22 protein-coding genes are annotated in these 24,768 nt (G+C 72.9%); 11 read left to right on the top strand and 11 right to left on the bottom strand.

Annotated features, from left to right (window positions below; translation table 11 throughout):
- Window positions 1-21: 21 nt before the first annotated feature.
- The 3 genes from ACIQ6R_RS34135 to ACIQ6R_RS34145 form a co-directional block, all read right to left on the bottom strand.
- Window positions 22-633 carry a TetR family transcriptional regulator gene (locus tag ACIQ6R_RS34135; protein WP_404186562.1) on the bottom strand — a complete coding sequence of 204 codons (612 nt, stop codon included), beginning with the start codon at window positions 631-633 and terminating at the stop codon, window positions 22-24.
- A complete protein-coding gene (locus ACIQ6R_RS34140; RefSeq protein WP_404186560.1) occupies window positions 630-1,478 on the bottom strand; it encodes a sugar phosphate isomerase/epimerase family protein in 849 nt (282 codons plus the stop codon). Before ACIQ6R_RS34140 ends, ACIQ6R_RS34135 begins: the two co-directional genes overlap by 4 nt.
- A 115-nt stretch (window positions 1,479-1,593) precedes the next feature.
- Window positions 1,594-2,526 carry a Ppx/GppA family phosphatase gene (locus ACIQ6R_RS34145; RefSeq protein ID WP_404186558.1) on the bottom strand — a complete coding sequence of 311 codons (933 nt, stop codon included), beginning with the start codon at window positions 2,524-2,526 and terminating at the stop codon, window positions 1,594-1,596.
- A 71-nt stretch (window positions 2,527-2,597) separates the two neighbouring features.
- On the opposite strand from ACIQ6R_RS34145, the gene ACIQ6R_RS34150 reads away from it, so the two are divergent.
- A complete protein-coding gene (locus ACIQ6R_RS34150; RefSeq protein WP_404225702.1) occupies window positions 2,598-3,410 on the top strand; it encodes a hypothetical protein in 813 nt (270 codons plus the stop codon).
- Between the two features lie 75 nt (window positions 3,411-3,485).
- Here the strand turns inward: ACIQ6R_RS34150 and ACIQ6R_RS34155 are convergent, their stop codons facing one another.
- Window positions 3,486-5,312: a hypothetical protein gene (locus ACIQ6R_RS34155; protein WP_404225704.1), complete on the bottom strand. Its 1,827-nt coding sequence runs from the start codon at window positions 5,310-5,312 to the stop codon at window positions 3,486-3,488.
- Window positions 5,313-5,649: 337 nt separating this feature from the next.
- On the opposite strand from ACIQ6R_RS34155, the gene radA reads away from it, so the two are divergent.
- On the top strand, window positions 5,650-7,059 hold the full coding sequence (gene radA, locus ACIQ6R_RS34160) for a DNA repair protein RadA (RefSeq protein WP_404225706.1): 1,410 nt from the start codon (window positions 5,650-5,652) through the stop codon (window positions 7,057-7,059).
- Window positions 7,060-7,140: 81 nt separating this feature from the next.
- Window positions 7,141-8,265: a DNA integrity scanning diadenylate cyclase DisA gene (gene disA, locus ACIQ6R_RS34165; RefSeq protein ID WP_121748391.1), complete on the top strand. Its 1,125-nt coding sequence runs from the start codon at window positions 7,141-7,143 to the stop codon at window positions 8,263-8,265.
- 101 nt (window positions 8,266-8,366) lie between these two features.
- Here the strand turns inward: disA and ACIQ6R_RS34170 are convergent, their stop codons facing one another.
- Complete coding sequence (locus ACIQ6R_RS34170; protein WP_404225708.1) at window positions 8,367-9,209, bottom strand: hypothetical protein; 843 nt, start codon at window positions 9,207-9,209, stop codon at window positions 8,367-8,369.
- Window positions 9,210-9,383: 174 nt separating this feature from the next.
- On the opposite strand from ACIQ6R_RS34170, the gene ACIQ6R_RS34175 reads away from it, so the two are divergent.
- Complete coding sequence (locus tag ACIQ6R_RS34175; RefSeq protein ID WP_404225710.1) at window positions 9,384-10,034, top strand: phosphatase PAP2 family protein; 651 nt, start codon at window positions 9,384-9,386, stop codon at window positions 10,032-10,034.
- Window positions 10,035-10,115: 81 nt separating this feature from the next.
- On the opposite strand, the gene ACIQ6R_RS34180 is transcribed toward ACIQ6R_RS34175, so the two are convergent.
- Together ACIQ6R_RS34180 and ACIQ6R_RS34185 are read right to left on the bottom strand one after the other, a co-directional pair.
- Window positions 10,116-10,781, bottom strand: a complete 666-nt coding sequence (locus ACIQ6R_RS34180; RefSeq protein ID WP_404225712.1) for a response regulator — start codon at window positions 10,779-10,781, stop codon at window positions 10,116-10,118.
- A complete protein-coding gene (locus ACIQ6R_RS34185; RefSeq protein ID WP_404225713.1) occupies window positions 10,778-12,433 on the bottom strand; it encodes a sensor histidine kinase in 1,656 nt (551 codons plus the stop codon). The genes ACIQ6R_RS34180 and ACIQ6R_RS34185 overlap by 4 nt, the downstream gene beginning before the upstream one ends.
- A 119-nt stretch (window positions 12,434-12,552) precedes the next feature.
- On the opposite strand from ACIQ6R_RS34185, the gene ACIQ6R_RS34190 reads away from it, so the two are divergent.
- The 5 genes from ACIQ6R_RS34190 to cseC all read left to right on the top strand — a co-directional run bounded on the left by ACIQ6R_RS34190 (window position 12,553) and on the right by cseC (window position 17,296).
- The gene (locus tag ACIQ6R_RS34190) at window positions 12,553-13,626 is read left to right on the top strand and encodes an A/G-specific adenine glycosylase (RefSeq protein WP_404225715.1); all 1,074 of its coding nucleotides are present in this window, start codon (window positions 12,553-12,555) and stop codon (window positions 13,624-13,626) included.
- Window positions 13,627-13,860: 234 nt separating this feature from the next.
- Complete coding sequence (locus tag ACIQ6R_RS34195; RefSeq protein WP_404186542.1) at window positions 13,861-14,400, top strand: SigE family RNA polymerase sigma factor; 540 nt, start codon at window positions 13,861-13,863, stop codon at window positions 14,398-14,400.
- Entirely contained in the window at window positions 14,388-15,059 is a 672-nt protein-coding gene (locus ACIQ6R_RS34200) for a hypothetical protein (protein WP_404225716.1), read from the top strand. The genes ACIQ6R_RS34195 and ACIQ6R_RS34200 overlap by 13 nt, the downstream gene beginning before the upstream one ends.
- A gap of 145 nt (window positions 15,060-15,204) precedes the next feature.
- The gene (cseB, locus tag ACIQ6R_RS34205) at window positions 15,205-15,909 is read left to right on the top strand and encodes a two-component system response regulator CseB (protein WP_404225718.1); all 705 of its coding nucleotides are present in this window, start codon (window positions 15,205-15,207) and stop codon (window positions 15,907-15,909) included.
- A gap of 31 nt (window positions 15,910-15,940) precedes the next feature.
- Window positions 15,941-17,296 carry a two-component system sensor histidine kinase CseC gene (gene cseC, locus ACIQ6R_RS34210; protein ID WP_404225720.1) on the top strand — a complete coding sequence of 452 codons (1,356 nt, stop codon included), beginning with the start codon at window positions 15,941-15,943 and terminating at the stop codon, window positions 17,294-17,296.
- An 82-nt stretch (window positions 17,297-17,378) separates the two neighbouring features.
- On the opposite strand, the gene ACIQ6R_RS34215 is transcribed toward cseC, so the two are convergent.
- From ACIQ6R_RS34215 to ACIQ6R_RS34225, 3 genes are all read right to left on the bottom strand, one after another.
- A complete protein-coding gene (locus tag ACIQ6R_RS34215) occupies window positions 17,379-17,825 on the bottom strand; it encodes a VOC family protein (protein ID WP_404225722.1) in 447 nt (148 codons plus the stop codon).
- Window positions 17,826-17,898: 73 nt separating this feature from the next.
- Window positions 17,899-18,309 carry a helix-turn-helix transcriptional regulator gene (locus tag ACIQ6R_RS34220; protein WP_404225723.1) on the bottom strand — a complete coding sequence of 137 codons (411 nt, stop codon included), beginning with the start codon at window positions 18,307-18,309 and terminating at the stop codon, window positions 17,899-17,901.
- A 393-nt stretch (window positions 18,310-18,702) separates the two neighbouring features.
- A complete protein-coding gene (locus ACIQ6R_RS34225) occupies window positions 18,703-20,325 on the bottom strand; it encodes an MDR family MFS transporter (protein ID WP_404225725.1) in 1,623 nt (540 codons plus the stop codon).
- Between the two features lie 150 nt (window positions 20,326-20,475).
- On the opposite strand from ACIQ6R_RS34225, the gene ACIQ6R_RS34230 reads away from it, so the two are divergent.
- Complete coding sequence (locus tag ACIQ6R_RS34230; RefSeq protein ID WP_404225727.1) at window positions 20,476-21,075, top strand: TetR/AcrR family transcriptional regulator; 600 nt, start codon at window positions 20,476-20,478, stop codon at window positions 21,073-21,075.
- A 9-nt stretch (window positions 21,076-21,084) separates the two neighbouring features.
- On the opposite strand, the gene ACIQ6R_RS34235 is transcribed toward ACIQ6R_RS34230, so the two are convergent.
- Window positions 21,085-21,765: a M23 family metallopeptidase gene (locus ACIQ6R_RS34235; protein WP_404225729.1), complete on the bottom strand. Its 681-nt coding sequence runs from the start codon at window positions 21,763-21,765 to the stop codon at window positions 21,085-21,087.
- 399 nt (window positions 21,766-22,164) lie between these two features.
- Between ACIQ6R_RS34235 and ACIQ6R_RS34240 the strand changes: the two genes are divergently transcribed.
- A complete protein-coding gene (locus ACIQ6R_RS34240) occupies window positions 22,165-24,759 on the top strand; it encodes an NACHT domain-containing protein (protein WP_404225731.1) in 2,595 nt (864 codons plus the stop codon).
- The last annotated feature ends 9 nt before the right edge of the window (window positions 24,760-24,768 follow it).

Genomic DNA, 24,768 nt, shown 5'->3' on the forward strand with positions numbered 1-24,768 from the left:
CGACGGCGACTGAAAGTGACCTCAGGGGCCGGTGAGGTGGCCCTGTACGACCGGTGCCAGGCGGGCGATGATCCGCTCCGGGTCCGCCGAGGCCAGCGGCTCCGCCTTGATCACGTAACGGAGCACGGCGCACCCCACCAGCTGCGCGGCCGCCAGCTCGGCGCGCAGCTCCGCGTCCGGCAGGTCCAGCCGGGCCGCGATGCGGCGCAGCAGCTGGGCGGCGATCAGGCGGCGGAAGACGGCGGCGGCGGTCTCGTTGTTCAGGGCGGAACGGACGATGGCCAGCAGTGGAGTACGGGTGGCCGGGTTCTCCCAGAGGCCGAAGAAGAAGCGGGTGAGCCGTTCGCCGACCCCGTCGAGAGGGCCGTCACCGATCGTCTCGGGGGCTCCGAGGACCGGTGCGAAGGCGACCTCGATCGCCGCCTCGAAGACCTGCTCCTTGGTGCCGAAGTAGTGGTGCACCAGTGCCGGGTCGACGCCCGCCGCCTTGGCGATGCCGCGTACGGACGTCTTCTCGTAGCCGCGCTCGGAGAACTCCTCCCGGGCCGCGGTGAGGATGCGGTCGCGGGTGCCCGCGGACTCCGTGCGCGGGGGGCGGCCGCGGCGGCGGGTCCCCCCGCCCGCGTCGCTCACCGCCGGTGCGCCTTCCCCGCCGGGCCCGGTGCGCCCGCCGACGCCAGGTGCAGGCGGGTGAAGGCCAGTGCCTCGGCGAGATCGGCCTCACGTTCGGCGCTGGACATCGCGCGACGGGTGTTGACCTCGATGACGACGTGGCCGTCGAAGCCGATGTGCGCGAGGCGTTCCAGTACCTCGGCGCAGGGCTGGCTGCCGCGGCCGGGGACGAGGTGCTCGTCCTTGGCGGAGCCCTTTCCGTCGGCGAGGTGGACGTGGCCGAGGCGGTCGCTCATCCGGTCGAGCATGTCGAGGGTGTCGGTACGGGAGGTCGCGGCGTGGCTGAGGTCGATCGTGAAGTGACGGTAGTCCTCCTTCGTCACGTCCCAGTCGGGGGCGTACGCCTGCATCTCGCGGTCGCGGTAGCGCCAGGGGTACATGTTCTCGACGGCGAACCGGACGTCCGTCTCGTCCGCCATCCGCCAGATGCCGCTGACGAAGCCCCGGGCGTACTGCCGCTGCCAGCGGAACGGGGGGTGGACCACTACGGTGCTCGCGCCGAGTCTCTCGGCGGCGGCGCGGGCGCGCTGGAGCTTGACCCAGGGGTCGGTGGACCAGACGCGCTGGGTGATGAGCAGGCAGGGCGCGTGCACGGCCAGGATCGGCATGCGGTGGTAGTCGCTGAGTCTGCGCAGCGCGTCGATGTCCTGGCTGACGGGATCGGTCCACACCATGACCTCGACTCCGTCGTAGCCGAGGCGTGCGGCGATCTCGAAGGCCGTCGCCGTCGACTCCGGGTAGACGGAAGCCGTCGACAGGGCGACCTTCGCATCCGGGATGCGGACTACGTCCCTTGGTTCTGCCACGGGGGTCAGGTTACGGGGTGCGGCCGGGTGTCTGCGGGGGGCCTCTTCGGCGTTGTGGTGATGGCCGTACGCGGGTGCGCGACGGTTCGTGGCCGCCCGCGCCCCTTCGGGCGCGTCATCCCTGGCCCATGTGGTCGAGCCGTCGCAGGATCACGCCCTCTCTGAGCGCCCATGGGCAGATTTCCAGGCTTTCCACGTGGAAGAGGTCCATCGCGGCCTCGGCGACCAGGGCGCCGGCCAGGAGCTGGTTCGCGCGGCCCTCGGAGACGCCGGGGAGTTCGGCGCGCTCGGCGGTGGTCATGGCGGCCAGGCGGGGCACCCAGGCCTCCAGCGAGGCCCGCTTCAGCTCGCGCTGGACGTAGAGGCCCTCGGCGGAGCGGGCGGCGCCGGCGATGCGGGCCAGCTGCCGGAAGGTCTTGGAGGTGGCGACCACGTGGTCGGGGGCGCCGAAGCGGCTGAAGTCGCCGACCGTGCGGGCGATCTCGGTGCGGACGTGGCGGCGCAGCGCCCTGACGTCGTCCGGGTGGGGCGGGTCGCCGGGCAGCCGGGCGGCGGTCAGCCGGCCCGCGCCGAGCGGCAGCGACACGGCGGTGTCGGGCTCCTCGTCGATGCCGTAGGCGATCTCCAGAGAGCCGCCGCCGATGTCGAGGACCAGCAGCTTGCCCGCCGACCAGCCGAACCAGCGGCGGACGGCGAGGAAGGTGAGCCGGGCCTCCTCGGCGCCGCTGAGGACCGCCAGCTCGACGCCGGTCTCCTCGCGCACGCGCGCGAGGACGTCGTCGGCGTTGCTCGCCTCGCGCACGGCGGAGGTGGCGAACGGCAGGAGGTCCTCGACGCCTTTGTCCTCCGCGGCCTGGAGCGCCTCCCGGACGACCGCGACCAGCCGGTCGACGCCGTCGGCGCCGATCGCGCCGTCCTCGTCGAGGAGCTGGGCGAGGCGGAGTTCCGCCTTGTGCGAGTGGGCGGGCAGCGGGCGCGCGCCCGGGTGTGCGTCCACCACCAGCAGATGCACCGTGTTCGAACCCACGTCGAGGACACCGAGTCTCATGTACGGAACGCTACTGCCAGCGGAGAGTGCGGCGGTGCCGTCATCCGGCCCGGGCGACTTACCCTGGAGCCGTGCCAAAGACGAAAAAGGCGAAGGACGAAAAGTCGACCAAGAAGGACAAGAAGCACAAAATGGGCGACGAGAAGGGCCTCGACTTCGCGCGCGCGTGGGTGGAGTTTCCGGATCCGGCGGACGACGAGCAGGTCTTCCGGTGCGATCTGACATGGCTGACCTCCCGCTGGAACTGCATCTTCGGCAGCGGCTGCCAGGGCATCCAGGCGGGCCGCGCGGACGACGGGTGCTGCTCGCTGGGCGCCCACTTCTCCGACGAGGACGACGAGAAGCGGGTCGCCGAGCACGTGGCGCGGCTCACGCCGGACGTCTGGCAGCACCATGCCGAGGGCACGCGGGACGGCTGGATCTCCGAGGACGACGAGGGCTCCCGGCAGACCCGCCCCTTCCAGGGCTCGTGCATCTTCCAGAACCGGCCCGGCTTCGCCGGGGGCGCGGGCTGCTCGCTGCACATCCTGGCCCTGAAGGAGGGCCGCGAACCGCTGGAGACCAAGCCGGACGTGTGCTGGCAGCTTCCGGTCCGGCGGACGTACGAGTGGATCGACCGGCCCGACGACACCCGCGTGCTGCAGGTGTCGATCGGTGAGTACGACCGGCGCGGCTGGGGGCCGGGCGGGCACGACCTGCACTGGTGGTGCACCTCGGCCACCTCGGCGCACGGCGCGGGCGACCCGGTGTACGTCTCGTACGGGCCGGAGCTGATCGAGCTGATGGGCAAGGCGGGGTACGACCGGCTGGTCGAGCTGTGCGAGGAGCGGCTGGCCTCGCAGCTGCCGCTGGTGGCGCCGCATCCGGCGGATCCGGCGCGCTGAACCTCGTGCGCTGAGCCCGTTCGCTGAACCTCGTGCGCTGAGCCCGTTCGCTGAGCCCGTTCGATGAATCCCGGGCTACGAGGTGGTCGGGGCCGGGTCGTCGCCCTCGCCGGGCGGCGGTGCCGAGCCGCCCGTGCCGCCGGTGGGCGACGGGCCGTCGGTGGGCGTCGGGTCCGGGTCGGGCGACGTGGGCGGCGGGTCGTCCGTGGGGGTCGGGTCGGGAGGCGCCGAGGTCGACGGGGACGGGTCCGGGTCCGGACCGGGGTCGGACGGGGGCGGGGAGTCGTCGGGCTTACTGGGGCGCGGGTCCGGGTGGGAGGGGCTGGGCGCGGTGCCGTAGCCCTCGATGGAGACGACGGCGCCGGCGGGTGCGACCGCCACCCGTGCGCTCCAGTGGCCGGACGGTTCCCGCAGGTGGTCGACGTACACCTTGATCGTCAGCGTCTCGCCGGGGTCGAGGGTGCCCGACGCCTGGCTCAGGTACAGCCATGAGGCGCCGGTGGACGCGGACCAGCGCACCGGTGCGTCGCCGGTCGCGGTCAGGGTGACGAGCGTGGTGTCGCCGTCGTGGCCGGCCGTGACCTCCAGGTGATCGGCGCCCTTCCCGCCCGCGCCGGAGACGCTGACGACCTCCACGGAGACGTCGGCCTTGCCGTTTCCGCCGAAGCGGGGGCCGGGGGCGGTACTCGCGTTGCCCGTGTTCTCGTAGCCGTGGCCGCCGCCCGCGGACTCGCCGTCCATGCCGTCGGGCCCCTGCGCCTCGCTGGCGCTGGCCGAGCGGCCGTCCTCGCCCTCGACGACCGGGGTGCCGCGGTAGGCCGCCCACAGGGCGAGCACGGGAGCGGCGACGACGGTGGCTACGACGGTCGTGGTGACGGCACGCGCGCGCAGGCGGTCGCGCCTGGCCGCGCGGTCCTTGGGGTCCATCGGGAAGCCGCGCCGGTCGAAGCGGGGTGCGGCGCTCCGCGCGCGCGGGAGGTGCGCCATGGCGACGTGCAGCGCCGCGCGGGGGGCCTCCAGGACGGGCAGCTCGGCGGGCGTCACGCTCGTGCCGGGCCAGCGGCCCGGAATCGCGCGCTCCGCGGTACGGCGGCAGCGCGGGCAGTCGTCGACGTGCCGGACCAGCTCGCGGCGCAGGGCGGTGCTCAGTACGTACTGGCTGTCGCCGGTGAGGCGGGCGACGCCCGGGCAGGTGCCGGTCTCGACGACGGCGAGGGCGGCGCGGGTGCGCTCGACCTCGCAGGCGGCGGAGGCGAGCAGTTCACGGGCGGCGGCCAGGTCCATGCCGAGGACGGCGGCGACCTCGTGGGCGGCGAGATGGTGGCGCACGGCGAGTTCGAGGGCCTCGCGCTGCTCCGGGGTGGTGCCGGCGGCCTCCGGCCAGGCGAGGAGGGCGAGTTCGCGGCGGTGGCGCTGCTGTTGGTCGTCGTTTCCGTCGCGTCCGTCGCGTCCGTCGTGCGCGTCGCGTCCGTCGTGCGCGGTGGGCGAGGGCGGGGGCGGGGGCGGGGGTGCGGGCTGTTGCTGTTGCTGCGCGGTGCGCTGGCGGACGGTGTGGGGGCGGCCCGCCGCGTGGCTGCTCGGACGTTTCTGCTTGGCCTCGGCCAGCTTGCGCAGGCAGGCCCAGCGGGCCAGCGCGTACATCCAGGCCCTGCGGTCCCCGGCGGCTGCCGGGCCGCGGTGGCCGCGGCGCTCGGCGAGCGCCAGGACGTCGCCCAGGGCTTCGGTCGCGGCGTCGTGGTCGCAGAGCACGGACAGGCAGTACGTGAACAGGCCGTCCAGATACGCGTCGTAGCGCGCGGGGGGTCGCTGCGCCAGCGTGCGCGCCGCGGTGCGGTCACGCGCTTCCCGGTGCGCCCGGTGTGCGCCGGTCGTGCGGGTCGTGGTCTCCGGACTGCTCCTCATCACCCGGCGACCGTAGGGGGCTATGGGTGGCGCGAACTGGCGCATTGGGCCCTTTTAATCCGTACGGGTGAAACGATCCCTCATAAGGGGACAGGAAGCTGATGTTCCGCGGCCGGTTCAGGGTGCCGGGTGGCCCGTACGGGGTGCCGGGTGGCCTGTGCGGGGCGGTCGGGCGGCGGGGTGGGTGCGGGGCTCGCGTGTCGGGGTCCGGGGTGGGTCGGGGCCGCGCCGGGACAGGTGCCCGTCAGCGGTCGTGGTTCCGCTCCGCCATCCCGCTGCGGGCCCGCTCCGCCTCGCCGCGGCAGGGGTTGTCAGTGGGGGCGGTTACGGTTCGTGCATGGCTGCCCGTGCGAAGTCCACCAAGGAACGGCCGTCCTACCGCTGCACCGAGTGCGGCTGGCAGACGGCCAAGTGGCTCGGCCGCTGTCCCGAGTGCCAGGCGTGGGGGACGGTCGAGGAGTACGGCGCGCCCGCGGTGCGGACGACCACGCCGGGGCGCGTCACCACCTCGGCCCTGCCCATCGGCCAGGTCGACGGGCGGCAGGCCACCGCCCGCTCCACCGGCGTGCCCGAGCTGGACCGGGTGCTCGGCGGCGGGCTGGTGCCCGGCGCCGTGGTGCTCGTCGCGGGCGAGCCCGGCGTCGGCAAGTCCACGCTGCTGCTCGACGTGGCGGCCAAGTCGGCGAGCGAGGAGCACAAAACCCTCTACGTCACGGGTGAGGAGTCGGCGAGCCAGGTGCGGCTGCGCGCCGACCGCATCAAGGCCATCGACGACCATCTGTACCTCGCCGCCGAGACCGACCTGGCGGCGGTGCTGGGGCATCTGGACGCGGTCAAGCCGTCGCTGTTGATTCTCGACTCCGTGCAGACGGTGGCCTCGCCCGAGATCGACGGCGCCCCCGGCGGCATGGCGCAGGTGCGGGAGGTGGCGGGCGCGCTGATCCGCGCCTCCAAGGACCGCGGCATGTCCACCCTGCTGGTGGGACACGTCACGAAGGACGGGGCCATCGCCGGTCCGCGGCTGCTGGAGCACCTCGTGGACGTCGTGCTGCATTTCGAGGGCGACCGGCACGCCCGCCTGCGGCTGGTCCGCGGCGTCAAGAACCGCTACGGCACCACGGACGAGGTCGGCTGCTTCGAGCTGCACGACGAGGGCATCACCGGCCTGACCGACCCCAGCGGACTCTTCCTCACCCGCCGCGCGGAGCCTGTGCCCGGCACCTGCCTGACCGTCACCCTGGAGGGCCGCCGCCCGCTGGTCGCCGAGGTGCAGGCGCTCACGGTCGACTCCCAGATCCCGTCCCCCCGGCGCACCACCTCCGGTCTGGAGACCTCCCGCGTGTCCATGATGCTGGCCGTCCTGGAGCAGCGCGGCCGCATCAGCGCCCTGGGCAAAAGGGACATCTACAGCGCGACGGTCGGTGGTGTGAAGCTGTCCGAGCCGGCCGCCGACCTCGCCGTCGCGCTCGCCCTCGCCTCGGCCGCCAGCGACACCCCGCTGCCCAAGAACCTCGTCGCGATCGGCGAAGTCGGCCTCGCCGGTGAGGTGAGACGGGTCACCGGCGTGCAGCGCAGACTCTCCGAGGCGCACCGCCTGGGCTTCACGCACGCCCTGGTGCCGACCGATCCCGGCAGGGTCCCCGACGGCATGAAGGTCCTGGAAGTCGCGGACATAGGGGACGCCCTGCGGGTGCTTCCGCGCTCGCGTCGGCGAGAGGCCCCACGGGAGGAGGAGGACCGCCGGTAGACTTTGCCCTGGTCTCGCCCGTCCGTACGACCGAGTGTGCGACAGGGGAGCGCCTGAAGAACCTGCGACCGGAGGAGTGCAGTGGCAGCCAACGACCGGGCAGCAGCTCCCGGAAAGTCCGGTGGGAGTGCCGGCGCCGATGGGCTGATGCGCGCCTCCCTGAGCGCCGTGGCGCCCGGCACGCTTCTGAGGGACGGCCTGGAGCGGGTCCTTCGCGGCAATACCGGCGGCCTGATGGTGCTGGGGTCCGACAAGACCGTCGAGTCGATGTGCACCGGCGGTTTCGTGCTGGACGTCGAGTTCACCGCGACCCGGCTGCGCGAGCTGTGCAAGCTCGACGGCGGCATCGTGCTGTCCTCGGACCTGTCCAAGATCCTGCGGGCCGGCGTGCAGTTGCTTCCGGACCCGACCATCCCCACGGAGGAGACGGGCACCCGGCACCGTACGGCGGACCGGGTCAGCAAGCAGGTCGGCTTCCCCGTGGTCTCCGTGTCGCAGTCGATGCGGCTGATCGCGCTCTACGTCGACGGCCAGCGGCGTGTGCTGGAGGACTCCGCGGCGATCCTGTCCCGCGCCAACCAGGCCCTGGCGACCCTGGAGCGCTACAAGCTCCGCCTCGACGAGGTCGCGGGCACGCTGTCGGCGCTGGAGATCGAGGACCTGGTCACCGTCCGGGACGTCTCCGCGGTCGCGCAGCGTCTGGAGATGGTGCGCCGGATCGCGACCGAGATCGCCGAGTACGTGGTCGAGCTGGGGACGGACGGGCGGCTGCTGGCGCTCCAGCTGGACGAGCTGATCGCCGGCGTGGAGCCGGAGCGGGAGCTGGTGGTGCGGGACTACGTGCCCGAGCCGACCGCGAAGCGCTCCCGTACGGTCGAGGAGGCGCTTGCCGAGCTGGACAAGCTCAGCCACGCCGAGCTGCTCGAACTGTCCACGGTGGCACGGGCGTTGGGATACACCGGCTCGCCGGAGACGCTGGACTCGGCGGTGTCGCCGCGCGGCTTCCGGCTGCTGGCGAAGGTCCCGCGGCTGCCCGGCGCGATCATCGACCGGCTGGTGGAGCACTTCGGCGGCCTGCAGAAGCTGCTCGCCGCCAGCGTGGACGACCTCCAGACGGTGGACGGCGTCGGCGAGGCGCGTGCGCGCAGCGTGCGGGAGGGTCTGTCGCGGCTGGCGGAGTCGTCGATCCTGGAGCGGTACGTCTGAGCACTGCCGTACGAGCAGTGCCGTGCGAGCAGTGCCGTGCGAGCAATGCTGTACGAGTCGGCGCGGCCGGGGCCGTGTCGGCGCCGGGCCTCGTCGGGGGCTCAGTCGCTCTTCAGCACGAACGACGTCCGCACCTTCTCGAACCCGGTCGCCTTGGCCTCCACCAGGTACGTCCCCGGCTTGGCCGACCCCGCCGGAGGCGTCCCGCACTCGGGGGCGCTCGGCTTGCGGTCCCACTTCACGGTGTAGGCGATGCCGCTGCCGGCGGCCACCCGGTACCGCAGGCTCCCCGCGCCCTTGACGCAGTCGTCGGAGGACCAGTACGCGTCGTCGCCCTCGGCCGGCGTGATCGTCAACACCGGGTGTTTCGGGCCGAGATCGATCTTGCAGTCGCCACCGGAGGTGTTCCGCGCGGTCAGTTCGAAGGTGGGGGTCTGACCGGGCGTGTAGTTGTTGCGGACGCTGCGCAGGCTCAACTTCACCGCGCCCGGGGTGCAGTTGGGCAGGCTGGAGCCATCCGGCAGCGCGTCACCCGCGCCCACACCGGTCGCCGCCCCGCCCGTGGAACCGCCGCCGGCACTGCCCGACCCACCGGACCCGTCGCCGTCGCCACCGGACTCACCGCCGCCGGAACCGGACCCGTCGCCGCCCCCGGAGCCCGAACCCGAACCCGAACCGCTGGAGTCACCACTCCCCGACTCGTCGCGCCCACCCGGCGCCTCACTGATCGCCGGCCCGGAACCCGAGGGTCCCGGAGTGATCGAAGGTGCCGGGTTCTTGCCGTCGGCGCCGTTCTCGCGGCCCTTGCCACCGTCACCGCCGCCGGCGACCACGATCCACGTGATCAATAGCGCCAACAGGGCGAACAGAGACAGCAGTACGGCCCTCCGTCGCCAGTAGATGGAGGAGGGAAGCGGCCCGACCGGATTGCGCAGAGATCCCACGGCGCAAACTGTACGAGAGATCGGCGCGTTCCCTTGTCCCACCCGCCGTTCAGGCCCGCAACTTTTACGGATCATCATTCCGGAGACCGCCCCGGACCCCTGCCGATCGTCAGGTGCCGCACGTGTCGATCGCAGGGTGTGACCGAATCGCCCGGCCGCCTACCGTCCGTGAGCATGACCTTCAAGGACGACGAGCTGTACCGCGACATCACCGGCTTCGCCCACGACACCCCGACGTGGGTGCAGCACACGGCGGAGGTGGGGACGGAGGCGGGGATCCTGGTGTTCGGCGCGCTGTTCGTCGTCGCGTGGTGGCGGTCGCGCCGCGACGGCCCGCGCGGGTTCGCGATCGCGGTCCTTGCACCCCTGGCCACGGCTGTCGCGTACGTGTGCAGCGAGCTGCTCAAGTCCGGCTTCACGCAGGAGCGTCCGTGCCGGGCGGTCGCCGAAGCGGTGCCGTCCCTGGCCGCGTGCCCACCGACCGGTGACTGGTCCTTCCCGAGCAACCACGCGACGATAGCGGGCGCTTCGGCCGTCACCCTGGCCCTGGTCCGGCGGGCGGTCATCTGGCTGACGGCCCCGCTCGCCCTGTTGATGGCCTTCTCCCGGGTCTTCGTCGGCGTGCACTACCCGCACGACGTCGCCGCCGGGCTGCTGCTCGGCGCCGTCGTCGCCGCCACGGCCGTACTCCTGGGCAGGCGACCGGCGACGCGGCTGGCCGAGGCGATGCGCGCGTCGTCGGCGCCCGCGGTGCGGTGGCTGACCGGGCCGGGCCCGGCAGCCGCTCCCACCGCCACGTACGTCACCTCGCACCGGCGGCGCTGAGGCGGTCAGGCGTCAGGCGGCCAGGCGTTCGCGCGGTCAGGCGTCATGCGGTCAGGCGGCCGGCGGTCGCGCGGTCAGGTGTCAGGCGTCCGTCTCGACCAGTCCCGCCTCGTACGCGACGATCGCGGCCTGGACCCGGTTGCGTACCTCCAGCCGGTCCAGGACCGCGCTCACGTACGCCTTCACCGTGCCCTCGACGAGATGCAGCCGGGCGGCGATCTCCGGATTGGACAGGCCGGCGCCGACGAGGCCGAGCACCTCGCGTTCGCGGGGGCTGAGGCGCGCCACGCGCGCGCGGGCGTGTTCCTCGCGGGCGAGCCGGCCGCCGCCCCTGCCGAGGTCCTCGACGACGTACCGGGCGACCTTCGGGGACAGGAAGGCGGCGCCCTCGGCCACGGCCCGTACGCCCGCCATCAGTTCGTAGGGGTCCCCGGACTTGAGCAGGAAGCCGGTGGCGCCGCCGGTCAGGGCCTGGGCCACGTAGGACTGTTCGGAGAAGGTGGTCAGCATGGCGACGGCCGTGCCGGGGACGGTCCGTGCGATCTCCCGCGCGGCCGCGAGTCCGTCCAGGCGGGGCATGCGGATGTCCAGCAGGGCGACGTCGGGGCGGTGGGCGCGGGCCAGTTCGACCGCCTCGCGGCCGTCCCCCGCCTCGGCGACGACCTCGCTCTCCCCGCCGCTCGCCAGGATGGCACGCACGCCGGCCCGCACCATCGCCTCGTCGTCGGCCAGCAGTACCCGGATCACCGTGCGGACTCCTCACGTCGCTCGTACGGCTCGTGTCCCTCGCCGGACGGTCCGGCGCGGGGGATGACGTCCTTGGCGGCCAGCCGCCCCTCCTCGTCGAAGCAGAGGCGGAAGTGGTCGACGGAGACGAGGAGTTCGCCGCTCGACCGGTAGTAGCGGCAGTCGGCGTCCTCCGGGGGCGCGGGGGCGCGTTCGACGGGCGGGTCGCCGACCGCGCGGTCCGGCAGTACCGGGGCGATGGCGTCGTAGGGCGTGCCCGGGCGCAGTTCCGCGTACGCGGCGGGGCTGAGCACCGAGTGCGTCTCGGTGTACGCGTACCAGCCGAAGGCGGCCCCGACCAGGACGACGCCCCCACCGGCGGCGGCGCCCAGGCCGAGGGCGACACGGCGGCGGGCGCGGGTGAAGGGCGCCGAGGGGGCGGGCCGGGAGGCGGGGGCGGGTGTCCGCTGTGCGGGGACGTACGCACGGACGCGGAAGCCGTCCCCGTGCGGCCCCGCGCTGAAGTCGCCGCCGACCGAGGCGACGGCGGCGCGCAGCCCGAGCAGTCCCGAACCGCCCGCCGAAGGGGACGCCTCCTGGGCGGCCGGTCCGTTGGTGACGGTGACCGTCGTACCGTGGGCCTGCCCGGTGACCGCCACGACCACGGGGGCGCCCGGCGCGTGCCGGGCCGCGTTGGTCAGGGCCTCGCGCACCACCCGGTGCAGCAGGCGTTCGGTGATGCCGCCGGGCTCCGGGGGCGGGGCGGCGGCGTCCCGCGGTTCCCAGCGGACGGGGAGGCCCGATTCCGCGGCCCGGGCGACGAGGTCCTCGACGCTCTCGCCCGCCGGGGTCAGCGGTGCGGGTTCGTCGTGGACGGACACGTCGCGCAGTACGCCGATGATGCGGTGCAGGTGGTCGGTGGCGTCGGCGGCGGCGACGCGCAGGTCGGCCGCGGCGGCGCGGTGGTCGGCGGCAAGGCCCGGTGCGACCTGGAGGGCGGCGGCGCGCAGGGCGAGCAGGCTCAGCTCGTGACCGAGGGAGTCGTGCATGTCCTGGGCGATCCGGGCCCGTTCGCGCAGCCTGGCCCGTTCCTCGGCATGCCGCTGCTCGTCCTCCAGCCGGGCGGCCCGGAGCCAGCCGGCCTCGGCGAGCGCCCGGCTCTGCCGCCAGTAGCGTCCGCCGAGCCAGGGGAACACACAGCCGAAGAGCAGGGTGCCGGTCAGGACCAGCCACTCGGGCGCCGGATCGACTCCGACCAGCGCGATCCGCGCCGTGCCGGCGACGCCGACACCGACGAAGCCGACCGCCGCGGGGCGCGGCCGCCGGGCGCGCAGGCCGAGCAGCAGGGCGAAGACGGCGAGGGCGGGGCCGTAGGAGACGCTGAACAGAGCCGGGGTCGCGATGAGGCTCAGGCCCGCCGTCAGCGCGAAGGCGGCGAGCGGCTGCCGCCGGGAGAGCGCGACGGCCGCGGCGAGCACACCCAGGCCGGCCAGCTGCTGCCACAGGGGCCGCGGCTCGTTCATCCCGAGCCGGTCCGCGGTGACCGCGGGGAGGGCGAGGGCGGCCCAGAGGAGGGCACCTCTGCCGAGCGGGGCGAGGCGGGCGGGCCCGGCGCCTCGGGCGACGCGCCCGCCGCCGGCCCTCGCGTCGTCGGCCGGGCGGGTTCCGTTCACGGAGCCGACGCTACAAGCGGGCGGCGGGGCGGCGCCCCTGCCGATCGTCAGGGGGCGTGGCCGATACCGGGTGGCGGTGCGCCCGTGCGGTGGTCCTCCCGTGGCAGGATCGGAGGGTCATGACTGCGCCCACGAAGCCCTCGCACAACGGCCCCTCCGACCCCGCCGCGACCCCGGCCACCGCCGCCGCCTCGGGTGCCCCGGCTCCCGCCGCCTCCGGTGCCCCGGTCCCCGCCGCCGCCTCGGGTGCCCCGGCTCCCGCCACCGCCTCCGGTGCCCCGGCTCCCGCCGCCGTCCCGGTCGGTGAGCGGGCCGCGTCCGGTGTGCCGCTGCACGCCCCCGTCATCGACTGGTTCGACGAGCACGCCCGCGATCTGCCGTGGCGGCGCCCGGAGGTCGGCGCGTGGGGTGTGATGGTCAGTGAGTTCATGCTCCAGCAGACGCCGGTGAGCCGCGTCCTTCCCGTCTACGAGCAGTGGCTGGCCCGCTGGCCGCGCCCCGCCGACCTCGCCGCGGAGGCGCCCGGCGAGGCCGTCCGCGCCTGGGGCCGGCTCGGCTACCCGCGCCGTGCCCTGCGCCTGCACGGCGCCGCCGCGGCCATAACGGAACGGCACGGCGGCGACGTGCCGGCGGACCACGCCCAGCTGCTGGCGCTGCCCGGCATCGGCGAGTACACGGCCGCCGCGGTCGCCTCCTTCGCCTACGGCCAGCGGCACGCCGTACTGGACACCAACGTCCGCCGGGTGTTCGCCCGGGCGGTCACCGGTGCGCAGTACCCGCCGAACGCCACCACCGCCGCCGAGCGGAAGCTGGCGCGGGCGCTGCTGCCGGACGACGAGGCGAGCGCCGCCCGCTGGGCGGCCGCCTCCATGGAGCTGGGCGCGCTCGTCTGCACCGCGAAGAACGAGTCGTGCCACCGCTGCCCGATCGCGGACCGGTGCGCTTGGCGGCTGGCGGGCAAGCCCGCGCACGACGGGCCGCCACGGCGCGGCCAGACGTACGCGGGTACCGACCGGCAGGTGCGCGGCCGGCTGCTCGCGGTACTGCGGGACACGCACGGGCCGGTGCCGCAGGCGGTCCTCGACCAGGTGTGGCACGAGCCGGTCCAGCGCGCCCGGGCCCTGGACGGCCTCGTCGCCGACGGTCTGGTGGAGCCGCTGGCGGACGGGCTGTACCGGCTGCCGCTGAGCTGACGTACAGCGGCGGCACAGCCGTGGCAGGGGTTTCTGTGACGGCCTCCGTTTCGGACAAATCGCCTACTATTATCCCCAAGTGGTCTGCCGTTTCACCCGGTTCCTGCTTCCGTTACACAACCGACGGACAGCCGAGGGCCCTCCGCAGGCTGCTTCGCACAGCGCCGTGACAACGCTTCCCTACCTTCGTTTTCGTGCCCCGCGGGCACAGCAGGGCTACGGAGCGGAAGGCGGTTGACCATGGGCGAGGTGCTCGAGTTCGAGGAGTACGTCCGGACCCGGCAGGACGCGCTGCTGCGCAGCGCCCGGCGACTGGTCCCGGATCCCGTCGACGCCCAGGATCTGCTGCAGACCGCCCTGGTGCGCACGTACCGTCGCTGGGAGACCATCGAGGACAAGCGGCTGGCCGACGCCTACCTGCGCCGGGTGATGATCAACACCCGTACCGAGTGGTGGCGGGCGCGGAAGCTGGAGGAAGTGCCGACCGAGCAGCTCCCGGAGTCGTGTGTCGACGACGCCACCGAGCAGCACGCGGACCGCGCCCTGCTGATGGACGTGATGAAGGTGCTCGCCCCGAAGCAGCGCAGCGTCGTGGTGCTGCGACACTGGGAGCAGATGTCCACGGAGGAGACCGCCGCCGCACTCGGCATGTCGGCGGGAACGGTCAAGAGCACGCTGCACCGGGCGCTCGCCCGGCTCCGCGAGGAGCTGGTCGCCCGCGATCTGGACGCACGGGCGCTGGAGCGTGAGGAGCGGGAGCGTTGCGCGGCCTGACCGTCGGTCGATCACCCGGGGACGCCCGGAGGAGTACGCAGGCGGCGAGTACGGCGGTGGCCGTGTTCGTCGCCCTCGGCCTTTCCCTCTCCGGCTGCGCCGCGGGCGGCACCGGCGCCCGTGACGAGGGACCGGCCCACGCGGACGCGGTGGCGGGCGTCGCCTCCTCCTCGCCCGCGGCCTCCCCCTCCAAGGTTCCCGACCGCGTGGACGCGGTCCGGCTCGTCAAGGCCGACCCCAAGGTCTCCCCGGAGGTCAAGCGCGAGCTGAAGCCGTGCGTGGCCGACGAGTACCCCGTCGACGTGTCGTACGGGGAGCTGACCGGCGGGTCGGGATCGGCCGAGGACGTCGTCGTCAACGTACTGACGTGCGGTGACGCGGTCGGTGTGGGCAGTTACGTGTACCGCGAGGAAGACGGCGCGTACCAGAATGTGTTCAGGGCCGAGGAGCCACCGGTCTACGCGGAGATCGACCGCGGCGACCTGGTGGTGACCAAGCAGGTGTACGAGAAGGGCGACCCGGTGTCCAGTCCGTCCGGCGAGAACGTGATCACGTACCGCTGGGCCTCGGGCCGGTTCGACGAGGAGTTCCGCACCCACAACGACTACAGCAACGCCGCCGGGAACATGCCGACCCCGGCCCCGGAACCGGAGAGCTGACGCGCCCGGCGGGCCGACCGGCCGGGCGGCGTGACCGATCGGGCGGCGTGAACCGATCGGGCCGCTCGGACCGATGGAGACATGAAGACCCCGACGCAGACCCGACGCAGACCCGATGCCGCACACGAGGACTGAGAGCACCCGGATGGCAGACCAGACCCACGTCCTGTTCGTCGAGGACGACGACGTCATCCGCGAGGCCACCCAGCTCGCCCTGGAGCGGGACGGCTTCGCGGTCACCGCGATGCCCGACGGACTGTCGGGCCTGGAGGCGTTCCGGGCCGACCGCCCCGACATCGCGCTCCTCGACGTCATGGTCCCCGGCCTCGACGGGGTCAGCCTGTGCCGCCGCATCCGGGACGAGTCCACCGTGCCGGTGATCATGCTGTCGGCGCGGGCGGACTCCATCGACGTCGTACTGGGGCTGGAGGCCGGCGCCGACGACTACGTCACCAAGCCGTTCGACGGTGCCGTGCTGGTCGCCCGGATCCGCGCGGTGCTGCGCCGCTTCGGGCACGCCGGCGGCGGCGACCGGGGGGACGCGGGGGCCGCCACCGACACCGGGGGCGTGCTCGCCTTCGGTGAGCTGGAGGTCGACACCGACGGCATGGAGGTGCGCCGGGCCGGGCGGCCGGTGGCGCTCACCCCGACCGAGATGCGGCTGCTGCTGGAGTTCTCCTCCGCGCCGGGCACGGTGCTCTCGCGCGACAAGCTCCTGGAGCGCGTGTGGGACTACGGCTGGGGCGGTGACACCCGCGTCGTCGACGTCCATGTGCAGCGACTGCGCACCAAGATCGGTCAGGACCGCATCGAGACGGTCCGCGGCTTCGGCTACAAGCTGAAGGCCTGAGCGGGGATTCGGGGATTCGGGGATGCGGGACATGCGGGGGTTCTTCCGTAGGAGGCTGAGCATCCGTACCGGGCTGCGCTGGAAGCTGAGCGCGGCCATCGCGCTGGTCGGCGCGCTGGTGGCGGTCGTGCTGAGCCTGGTCGTGCACAACGCGGCCCGGGTGTCGATGCTGGACAACGCGCGTGACCTGGCGGACGACCGGGTCCTGATCGCCCAGCGCAACTACGAGCTGTCCGGGCGGCAGAACTTCCCGAACGCCAAGATCGACGACCCCGAGCTGCCCGAGGAGCTGCGCCGCAAGGTCGAGAACGGGCGGCGTGCGACGTACGTCTCCGAGCGGGCCGACGGGGTGACGAACATCTGGGCCGCCGTGCCGCTCAAGGACGGGCACGTGATGTCCCTGCACTCCGGGTTCACCGACCGGAGCGCGGACATCCTCGAGGACCTCGACCAGGCGCTGGTCATCGGCTCCATCGCGGTCGTCCTCGGCGGCAGCGCGCTCGGCGTGCTCATCGGCGGCCAGCTGTCACGCCGGCTGCGCAAGGCCGCCGCCGCCGCGCACCAGGTAGCCAACGGTGAGCCGGACGTCCGCGTGCGGGACGCCATCGGCGGAGTCGTGCGGGACGAGACCGACGACCTCGCGAGCGCCGTGGACGCGATGGCGGACGCCCTGCAGAAGCGGCTGGACGCCGAGCGCCGGGTCACCGCGGACATCGCGCACGAGCTGCGCACCCCGGTGACCGGGCTGCTCACCGCCGCCGAACTGCTGCCGCCGGGCCGGCCGACCGAGCTGGTGCTGGACCGGGCGAAGGCGATGCGCACGCTGGTCGAGGACGTCCTGGAGGTGGCCCGGCTCGACGGGGCCTCGGAGCGGGCCGAGCTGCAGGACATCATGCTGGGCGACTTCGTGTCCCGGCGGGTGGCGGCCAAGGACCCGGACGTGGAGGTGCGGGTGATCCACGAGTCCGAGGTCACCACCGACCCGCGACGCCTGGAGCGCGTGCTGATCAACCTGCTCGCCAACGCGGCCCGGCACGGCCGGCCTCCCGTCGAGGTCAGCGTCGAGGGCCGGGTGATCCGGGTCCGCGACCACGGGCCGGGCTTCCCCGAGGCCCTTCTCGCCGAGGGCCCCAGCCGCTTCCGCACCGGCAGCACGGACCGGGCGGGCCGCGGGCACGGGCTCGGCCTGACCATCGCGGCCGGACAGGCGCGGGTACTGGGCGCCCGGCTCACCTTCCGCAACGTGCGGCCCGCCGGGGCGCCGGAGCACGTACCGGCCGAGGGCGCGGTCGCCGTGCTGTGGCTGCCGGAACACGCGCCGACGAACACGGGGAGCTACCCGATGCTGCCGGACCGGGCCCGCAGCGGCTCCCCGGGCCGGCCCTAGCCCCGTTGTTCAGCCGCTCAGCCGCTCAGTCCCTCAGCCGCTCGGTCCCTCGGCCGCTCGGTCCCTCGGCAGGCGACGTCCCTCAGCAGGCGAAGTCCCGGTCCATGTCGAGGCCACCCTCGCGGGGCTGGGTGAAGGAGAACCAGTTGCCGGAGTCGTCGCGGAAGAGGGCCTCCGTGCCGTACGGACGCTCCTGCGGCTCCTGGAGGAACTCGACCCCGCGGTCCTTGAGCTTCTTGTAGTCGCCGTGGATGTCGTCGGTGGTCAGCACGCCGGCGCCGAGCGCGCCCTTGGCCACCAGCTTCTTGATCATCTCGGCCGACTCGGAGTCCATCGAGGGGCCGGACGGGACCATCAGCGTGAGTTCGACGTCGGGCTGGTTCGGGGAGCCGACGGTGAGCCAGCGCATGCCGCCCTCGCCCATGGTCATGTCGGTGCGGACCTCCAGGCCCAGCTTCTCGGTGTAGAACGCCTTGGCCCGGTCCTGGTCGAGGACCCAGACGGTCGAGATGGCGAGACCCTTGATCATGGCGTGCTCCTGTTGGTTCGCGCTGCTTCCGCGGCCGTTCCCGCTTGCCCTGTCACGGTAGGCAGCGGCGGCCTCAGTCCGCTTCTCCGGAATTGCGCCGCACGCCGCCCGCCCAGTGCATGACGTAACAGCCGGGTATGAGGGCGGTCCCCCGGCCCACGTGCTTCGTCCGGTACTCGCTCGGGGTGAGGCCGGTCCGCGCCTTGAAGCGGGTGGAGAAGGTGCCCAGGCTGCTGAAGCCGACCAGGTGGCAGATCTCGGTCACGGACAGGTTGGCGGTGCGCAGCATGTCCTCGGCGCGCTCGATGCGGCGGCGGGTGAGGTACTGGCCGGGCGTCTCGCCGTACGCCTCCTTGAAGGCGCGCAGGAAGTGATACCGGGAGTACCCGGCGTGCGCGGCGACCGCGTCGAGGTCGAGGGCCGGGTCGGACCAGTCGCGGTCCATGGCGTCCTTCGCCAGCCGCAGCTGCCGCAGCTTGTCCATACGCCGATGGTGGCACGGGGCACTGACAGCGGCCGGTGGAGGCGGAGGCGGTGTCAGTGGCCGTCCCCAGCCTTGGGCGCCCTGGGGATACGGATCGACGCAGAGGTGAGTCACCCGGTCGACGACGAGGTGGAGCGGGGTGCCCGGCCTGGCCGAGGCGGCTGGAGGAGCAGGCCCGCGAGGTCCGCCAGGGCTTCATGGACCCGAAGCGGAGGGTGGCGTTCGAGGAGTTCCTCGCAGGAGTCCCTCGCCCGGCGGGCAGCCCGGGGTGAGCGGTAGCGAGAGGGGAGTTCCTCTTCTTCGCGCCGGTCGGCGCGCGCCGGAACCGACGGGCCCATGAGGAGGGCCTCCGGGTGGCCGGAGCCGCCCGGAGGCCCTCGTGGCGGGCAGGCGTCACACCGCCTCGGTCACCGGCGCCTTCGCCGCGGCCCCGGATTCGTCGCCGTCGGCCGGGGCGTCGGCCGCCTTCGGGCCCGCCCCCTTCAGCGGCACCTCCTTCACGAAGACCGCCGCGACCAGGGCGATCACCGCCACCACGGCGCCGAGCAGGAACGCGCCGTGGGTGCCGGAGGAGACCGCCTCCTGGTACGCCACGCGTGCCGCCTCCGGCAGCTTGGCCAGGCTCGCCGCGTCCAGCTGCGCCGACTGCTCGGTGACCTTGGAGCCCAGCGCCCCGGCCTTCTCCGCCATGACGTCCTGGACCCGGTGGTTGAACAGGGCGCCCATGATCGCCACGCCGAAGGAGGAGCCGAGGGTGCGGAAGAGGGTGGTGGAGGAGGACGCGACGCCCATGTCCTTCATCTCGACGCTGTTCTGCGCCACCAGCATGGTGATCTGCATCAGGCAGCCCATGCCGAGGCCGACGACTGCCATGTACACCCCGGAGGTGAAGCGGCTGGTGTCGGTGTCCATGAGCGAGAGCAGGTACAGGCCGAGGGTCATCAGGGCGCCGCCCGCCACCGGGAAGATCTTGTAGCGCCCGGTGCTGGTGGTGACCCGCCCGGCGACGATCGACGTGACGAGCATCGCGCCCAGCATCGGCAGGAGCAGCAGCCCGGAGTTGGTGGCGGACGCGCCCTGCACCGCCTGCTGGTACAGCGGCAGGAAGAGGGTGGCGCCGAACATCACGAAGCCGACGATGAAGCCGATGAGGGACATCAGCGTGAAGTTGCGGCTGCGGAAGATGTGCAGCGGCATGACCGGCTCGGCGGCCCGGGTCTGCCAGAACACGAACCCGACCAGCGCGGCGACGCCGATGCCGATCAGCTCCATGATCCGCGCGGAGGTCCAGGCGTACTCGGTGCCGCCCCAGGTGGTGACGAGCACGATGGCGGTGATGCCGACGGTCAGCAGCGCGGCGCCCAGGTAGTCGATCCGCGCCTGGCCGCGCTTCTTCGGCAGGTGCAGTACGGCGCTGATGGCGACCAGCGCGACCGCGCCGAGCGGGAGGTTGATGTAGAAGGACCAGCGCCAGCCCCAGTGGTCGGTGATGGTGCCGCCGACCAGCGGTCCGCCGATCATCGCCAGCGCCATGACGCCGGCCATCATGCCCTGGTACTTGCCGCGCTCCCGCGGCGGTATCAGGTCGCCGATGATGGCCATGACGCCGACCATCAGACCGCCGGCGCCGAGGCCCTGGACGGCGCGGAAGCCGATGAGCTGGCCCATGTCCTGGGCCATGCCGCTGAGCGCCGAGCCGATCAGGAAGATCACGATCGACGTCATGAAGACGCCCTTGCGCCCGTACATGTCGCCGAGCTTGCCCCACAGCGGGGTGGAGGCGGCGGTCGCGAGGGTGTAGGAGGTGACCACCCAGGAGAGGTGCTCCAGACCGCCCAGCTCGCCCACGATCGTCGGCATCGCGGTGCCGATGATCATGTTGTCGAGCATCGCGAGCATCATCGCGATCATGAGCGCGAGCAGGACCACCCGCACGCTCCTCGGCTGCTTTACACCGCTGCCGTCGCCGGCTCGCGCCCCCGGCGCGTCCGCTCGTACTCCCGGTATGTCCGCCATCGCGCTCCCACTCCCCCAGCTACCGCTGTTCCGCCGACCTACTTACTTGCCGCCCGGCAAGTTGACTACACTCGGGAAGGTAGACGCGTAACTAGCCGGTCGTCAAGTAAGTTTTTCGGAAAGTGCGCGGATCAGGAGGTGCGTAGGAGGATGGGCGGCACGATGGACGGCACCAAGCAGCAGCGACGCCGCGGGGACACCCGCCAGCGCATCCAGGACGTGGCACTCGAACTCTTCGTCGAGCAGGGGTACGAGAAGACCTCGCTGCGCGAGATCGCCGAGCGCCTGGACGTCACCAAGGCCGCGCTCTACTACCACTTCAAGACCAAGGAAGAGATCCTGGTCAGCATCTTCGAGGATCTCTCACGGCCCATGGAGGCCCTGATCGCGTGGGCGCGGGAGCAGCCGCACACGCTGGAGACCAAGCAGGAGATCATCCGCCGCTACAGCGAGGCGCTGGCGGGGGCGGCGCCGCTGTTCCGCTTCATGCAGGAGAACCAGGCGACGGTGCGGGACCTGCGCATCGGCGAGACGTTCAAGGACCGCATGCTCGGCCTGCGCGACAGCCTCATCGACCCGGAGGCGGAGCTGGTCGACCAGGTCCGCTGTGTCAGCGCGCTGTTCACGCTGCACGCCGGGATGTTCGTCCTGAGCGACCTCGAAGGCGACCCCGAGGAACAGCGCGCGGCTGTTCTCGAGGTCGCCACCGATCTGGTCACCCAGGCCCACCGGGGCTCATCAGGCGCGTAGCCCTGCTCCTCAGACGGTCACGCCCTTGGAGCGCAGGAAGGAGACCGGGTCGACGGCCGAGCCGTAGTTCGGGGTCGTACGGATCTCGAAGTGCAGGTGCGGGCCGCTGGAGTTACCGGTGTTGCCGGACTTGGCGATGGACTGGCCGGTCTTCACGATCTGGCCGGCCTTCACGTTGATCTTGGACAGGTGCGCGTACTGGGAGTACGTGCCGTTGCCGTGCTTGATCACGATCGCGTTGCCGTAGGCGGGGCCGTCACCGGCGCCGTTGCCGCCGGCCTTGACGACGGTGCCGCCGTGCGCGGCGACGACGTTGGTGCCGATCGGCACGGCGAAGTCCTGGCCGCTGTGCTTGGAGGCCCACATGCCGCCGTTCTGGGCGAAGCTGGCGGTGAGCTTGTACTTCTTGACCGGGTCCACCCAGGAGGCGGCCTTCTTCTTGGTGGCCGTCTTCTTGGCGGCGACGGTCTTCACGCTCGTGGCCTTCTCGGCCTTCGCCGCCTTGGCCTGCGCCGCGGCCTGGGCCTCGACGGCGCTCGCGGCGGTGGAGGTGCTGGAAGCCGCCGTGGTGCCGGTGGCGGCCGCGACCCCGGCTCCCAGTGCGACCGAGGCTCCGAGGCCTGCGGCCATCACCGCGGCGCGGGTGCGGATGGTCGTACGGGAAGAACGGGACGTGACACGCGGGAACATTCGAACCTCATGGGGACGGGTGCAGAGGAAAGCCCCTCCGGCGGGACGCACAGGGCGCTCGTCGGGCGGGCTCCACCTTGGTAACCCGGCGGGCCCGAACCGCACAAAGGTGTGACCTACGACGCTATTTAGTACTTCAGCACGAAACTTCACGAGTCTCGACAGAGCCCTCATTTTGGACAAAACCAGCTCAGAGCCCCGGAAGCCGACCATCACTTCGGTCCGAAGTGTCCGTTTTCGTAGTTCTTGCGGCTTCCACTATTCCTCGTAGTACAGGCCGAATCGCCTGTGCGGCATGTCACCGGCGGGCATGATCGAAGGACCGGTGAATGTGACGGGGGCTACTCCCGTCCCGGCTAACCCGCCCCCCGCTCAAGGGCGTTCACCTAGGCTCGGAACATGGTCGACGTCACAGCACTCGGGGCCCGTGTCGCGTCCAGCGCGGTCGCGCCCCTCGTCCGCAGGCTCTTCGTCCGGGACGGGCCGGGGGCCGGGCTCGTCGACCGTCCGGTGCGGATATCGGCGCTGGTGTCCTTCCGGAGCGAGAAGCGGAGCGTCACGCCCAAGGACGTCGACAAGATCGCCGCGGAGCTGGTCCGCAGGGCGCTGGCGTCGGCCGGCCCGCGGGAGCGGCCCGTCGACGCCGCCGAGGCGACGGCCGTCAAGGACGCCCTGGCCCGCACCCTCGCCCGGCTCGGCGAGATCACCGTCGAGGACTACGAGGCCGTCGGGCTCGGACCGGACCGCTTCGCCCGCGAGCTGCGCGGGAACGTGCCGCTGTCCCCGTACGGCCTGGGCGAGGGCGGCCTGCTGCTGTACGAGCGGCTGCTGCACACCGCCTCGCTGCACATCCTGAACTTCCTCACCCAGCGCTCCACCTACGTGGCCCGCCGGCAGACCGTCCAGACCCAGCAGCTGGCCCGGCTGGTCCAGGCCGTCGACGTACTCCTGGAACGCCTGCCGTCCCAGACGGCCGAGGACGCCGGGTTCGAGGAGCGTTACGCCGATCACATCGCCGGCCGGTACGGCACGCTCACCATCTACGGGCTGGACGCCGGGACCCGCGAGTGGCCGCTGGACACGGCGTATCTGAGTCTGGAGGCGACCCGGCCGCAGGCGGCGGGACGGGCGGGCCGCCGGGACGCCGAGTACCTGACCGTGGCCGCCGAGCAGGTGCTCGCCGGCCAGGACCAGGTGTTCGTGCGCGGAGTCGCCGGCTCCGGCAAGACCACCCTGGTGCAGTGGCTCGCGGTGACGGCGGCCGGACACGCCTACGACCACGGGCTGACCCACCTCATCGGACGGGTGCCGTTCGTGCTGCCGATGCGCCGGATCGTCCGGCCGGGGGCCGAGCTGCCCTTTCCCGGCGACTTCCTGCGGGCGGTCGGCTGTCCCGTCGCCGGGGAGCAGCCGCCGGGGTGGGCGGAGCGCGTCCTGCGGGCCCGACGCGGGGTGCTGCTGGTCGACGGCATCGACGAGATCGCCGGCGACCGCCGCGCCGCCGCCCGGCGCTGGCTGCGCGAGCTGGTGCGGGCCTTCCCCGGGAACCTGTGGCTGGTCACCTCCCGCCCCTCGGCCGTACCGGAGGACTGGCTGGCCGCGGAGGGCTTCGGTGAGCGCGTGCTCGCCCGGATGTCCCAGGACGACATCGCCACCTTCGTACGGCGCTGGCACCGCGCGGCCGGGGTGGCGGAGTCGGTCGGCGAGTCGCTGCTGGGGGCCGTGCGGACCACGTCCGAACTGAACCGGCTGGCCACCAATCCGCTCATGTGCGGCATGCTGTGCGCCCTGCACCGCGACCGGCGCGGCTTCCTGCCGCAGGACCGCAGGTCCCTGTACGAGGCCGCCCTGACCATGCTCCTGGAGCGCCGGGACCGGGAGCGGGAGCTGCACGCTCCCGACGGGGTGCGGCTCGCGTACGCCACGCAGGTGCAGCTGTTGCAGAAGCTGGCGTGGTGGCTGATCCGCAACGGCCGCCAGGAGATGGACCGGGCCGAGGCCCTGCAGATCATCGGCCGTGCGCTGCCCGCGCTGAACCTGACCGGCGCCGACGACGAGGAGGTCTACCACGCGCTGCTGCTGCGCTCCGGACTGCTGCGCGAGCCCGCCGAAGGGCGGGCGGACTTCCTCCACCGCACCTTCCAGGACTACCTCGGTGCCCGGCTGGCCGTGCAGGAGATGGACTTCGGCCTGCTGGTCGACCACGCCGGCGACGACGCCTGGGAGGACGTCATCCTGCTCGGCCTCGCGCATGCCCGGCCGAAGGAGGCGGAACGGATGCTGGGCCGGCTGACCGAGCTGGGCACCCCGCGCGGCACGCTGCTGGCGGCGGCCGGACTGCGGTACGCGGCGGAGGTGGACCCCGAGGTACGGAAGCGGGTGGAGGAACAGCTGGCCGCCCTCGTCCCGCCGGCCACCTTCGAGCTCGGCAGCGAGGTCGCGCGCCGGGGCGGCGACCTGGTGCTCGGGCTGCTCCCGGGCCCGGAGGAGACCGACGACATCACCGCTGCCATCGTGGTCGGCACGGCCGTCGAGGTGGGCAGCGAGGCGGCACTGCACTTCCTGACCCGCTTCCGGACCCACCCCGGGCGGGACGTCCAGGTCATCCTGGCCGACTCCTGGCACCGCTTCGACCGGGAACGGTACGCCCGCGAGATCCTCGCCCACCTGCCCGAACAGTGGCCCGTGCAGGTGTCCACGCCCGACGACCTCCGCACGCTGCGTTCGATGGGCGGCTGGGAGCAGATCGTGGTCCGCGGCGCGTACCGGGTCGAGGACCTGACCGAGCTGATCGTGCCGGAGCGCCTCACGTACCTGGCACTGGAGGCTCCGCACCCGGTCGAGGGCCTGGCCTGGCTGTCGGCGTTCCCCGCTCTGGAAACGGTGCACGTGGCCGGTGACGTGGACACGGCCGTGGCCCAGGAGCTGCCGACCGGCATGGAATTCACCTGGGAACCCTCCCAACAGCCGTCCCACACCCACCACCAGGGGTAACCCACATCC

The organism is Streptomyces sp. NPDC096048 (genome assembly GCF_044763415.1).
Lineage (GTDB): Bacteria > Actinomycetota > Actinomycetes > Streptomycetales > Streptomycetaceae > Streptomyces.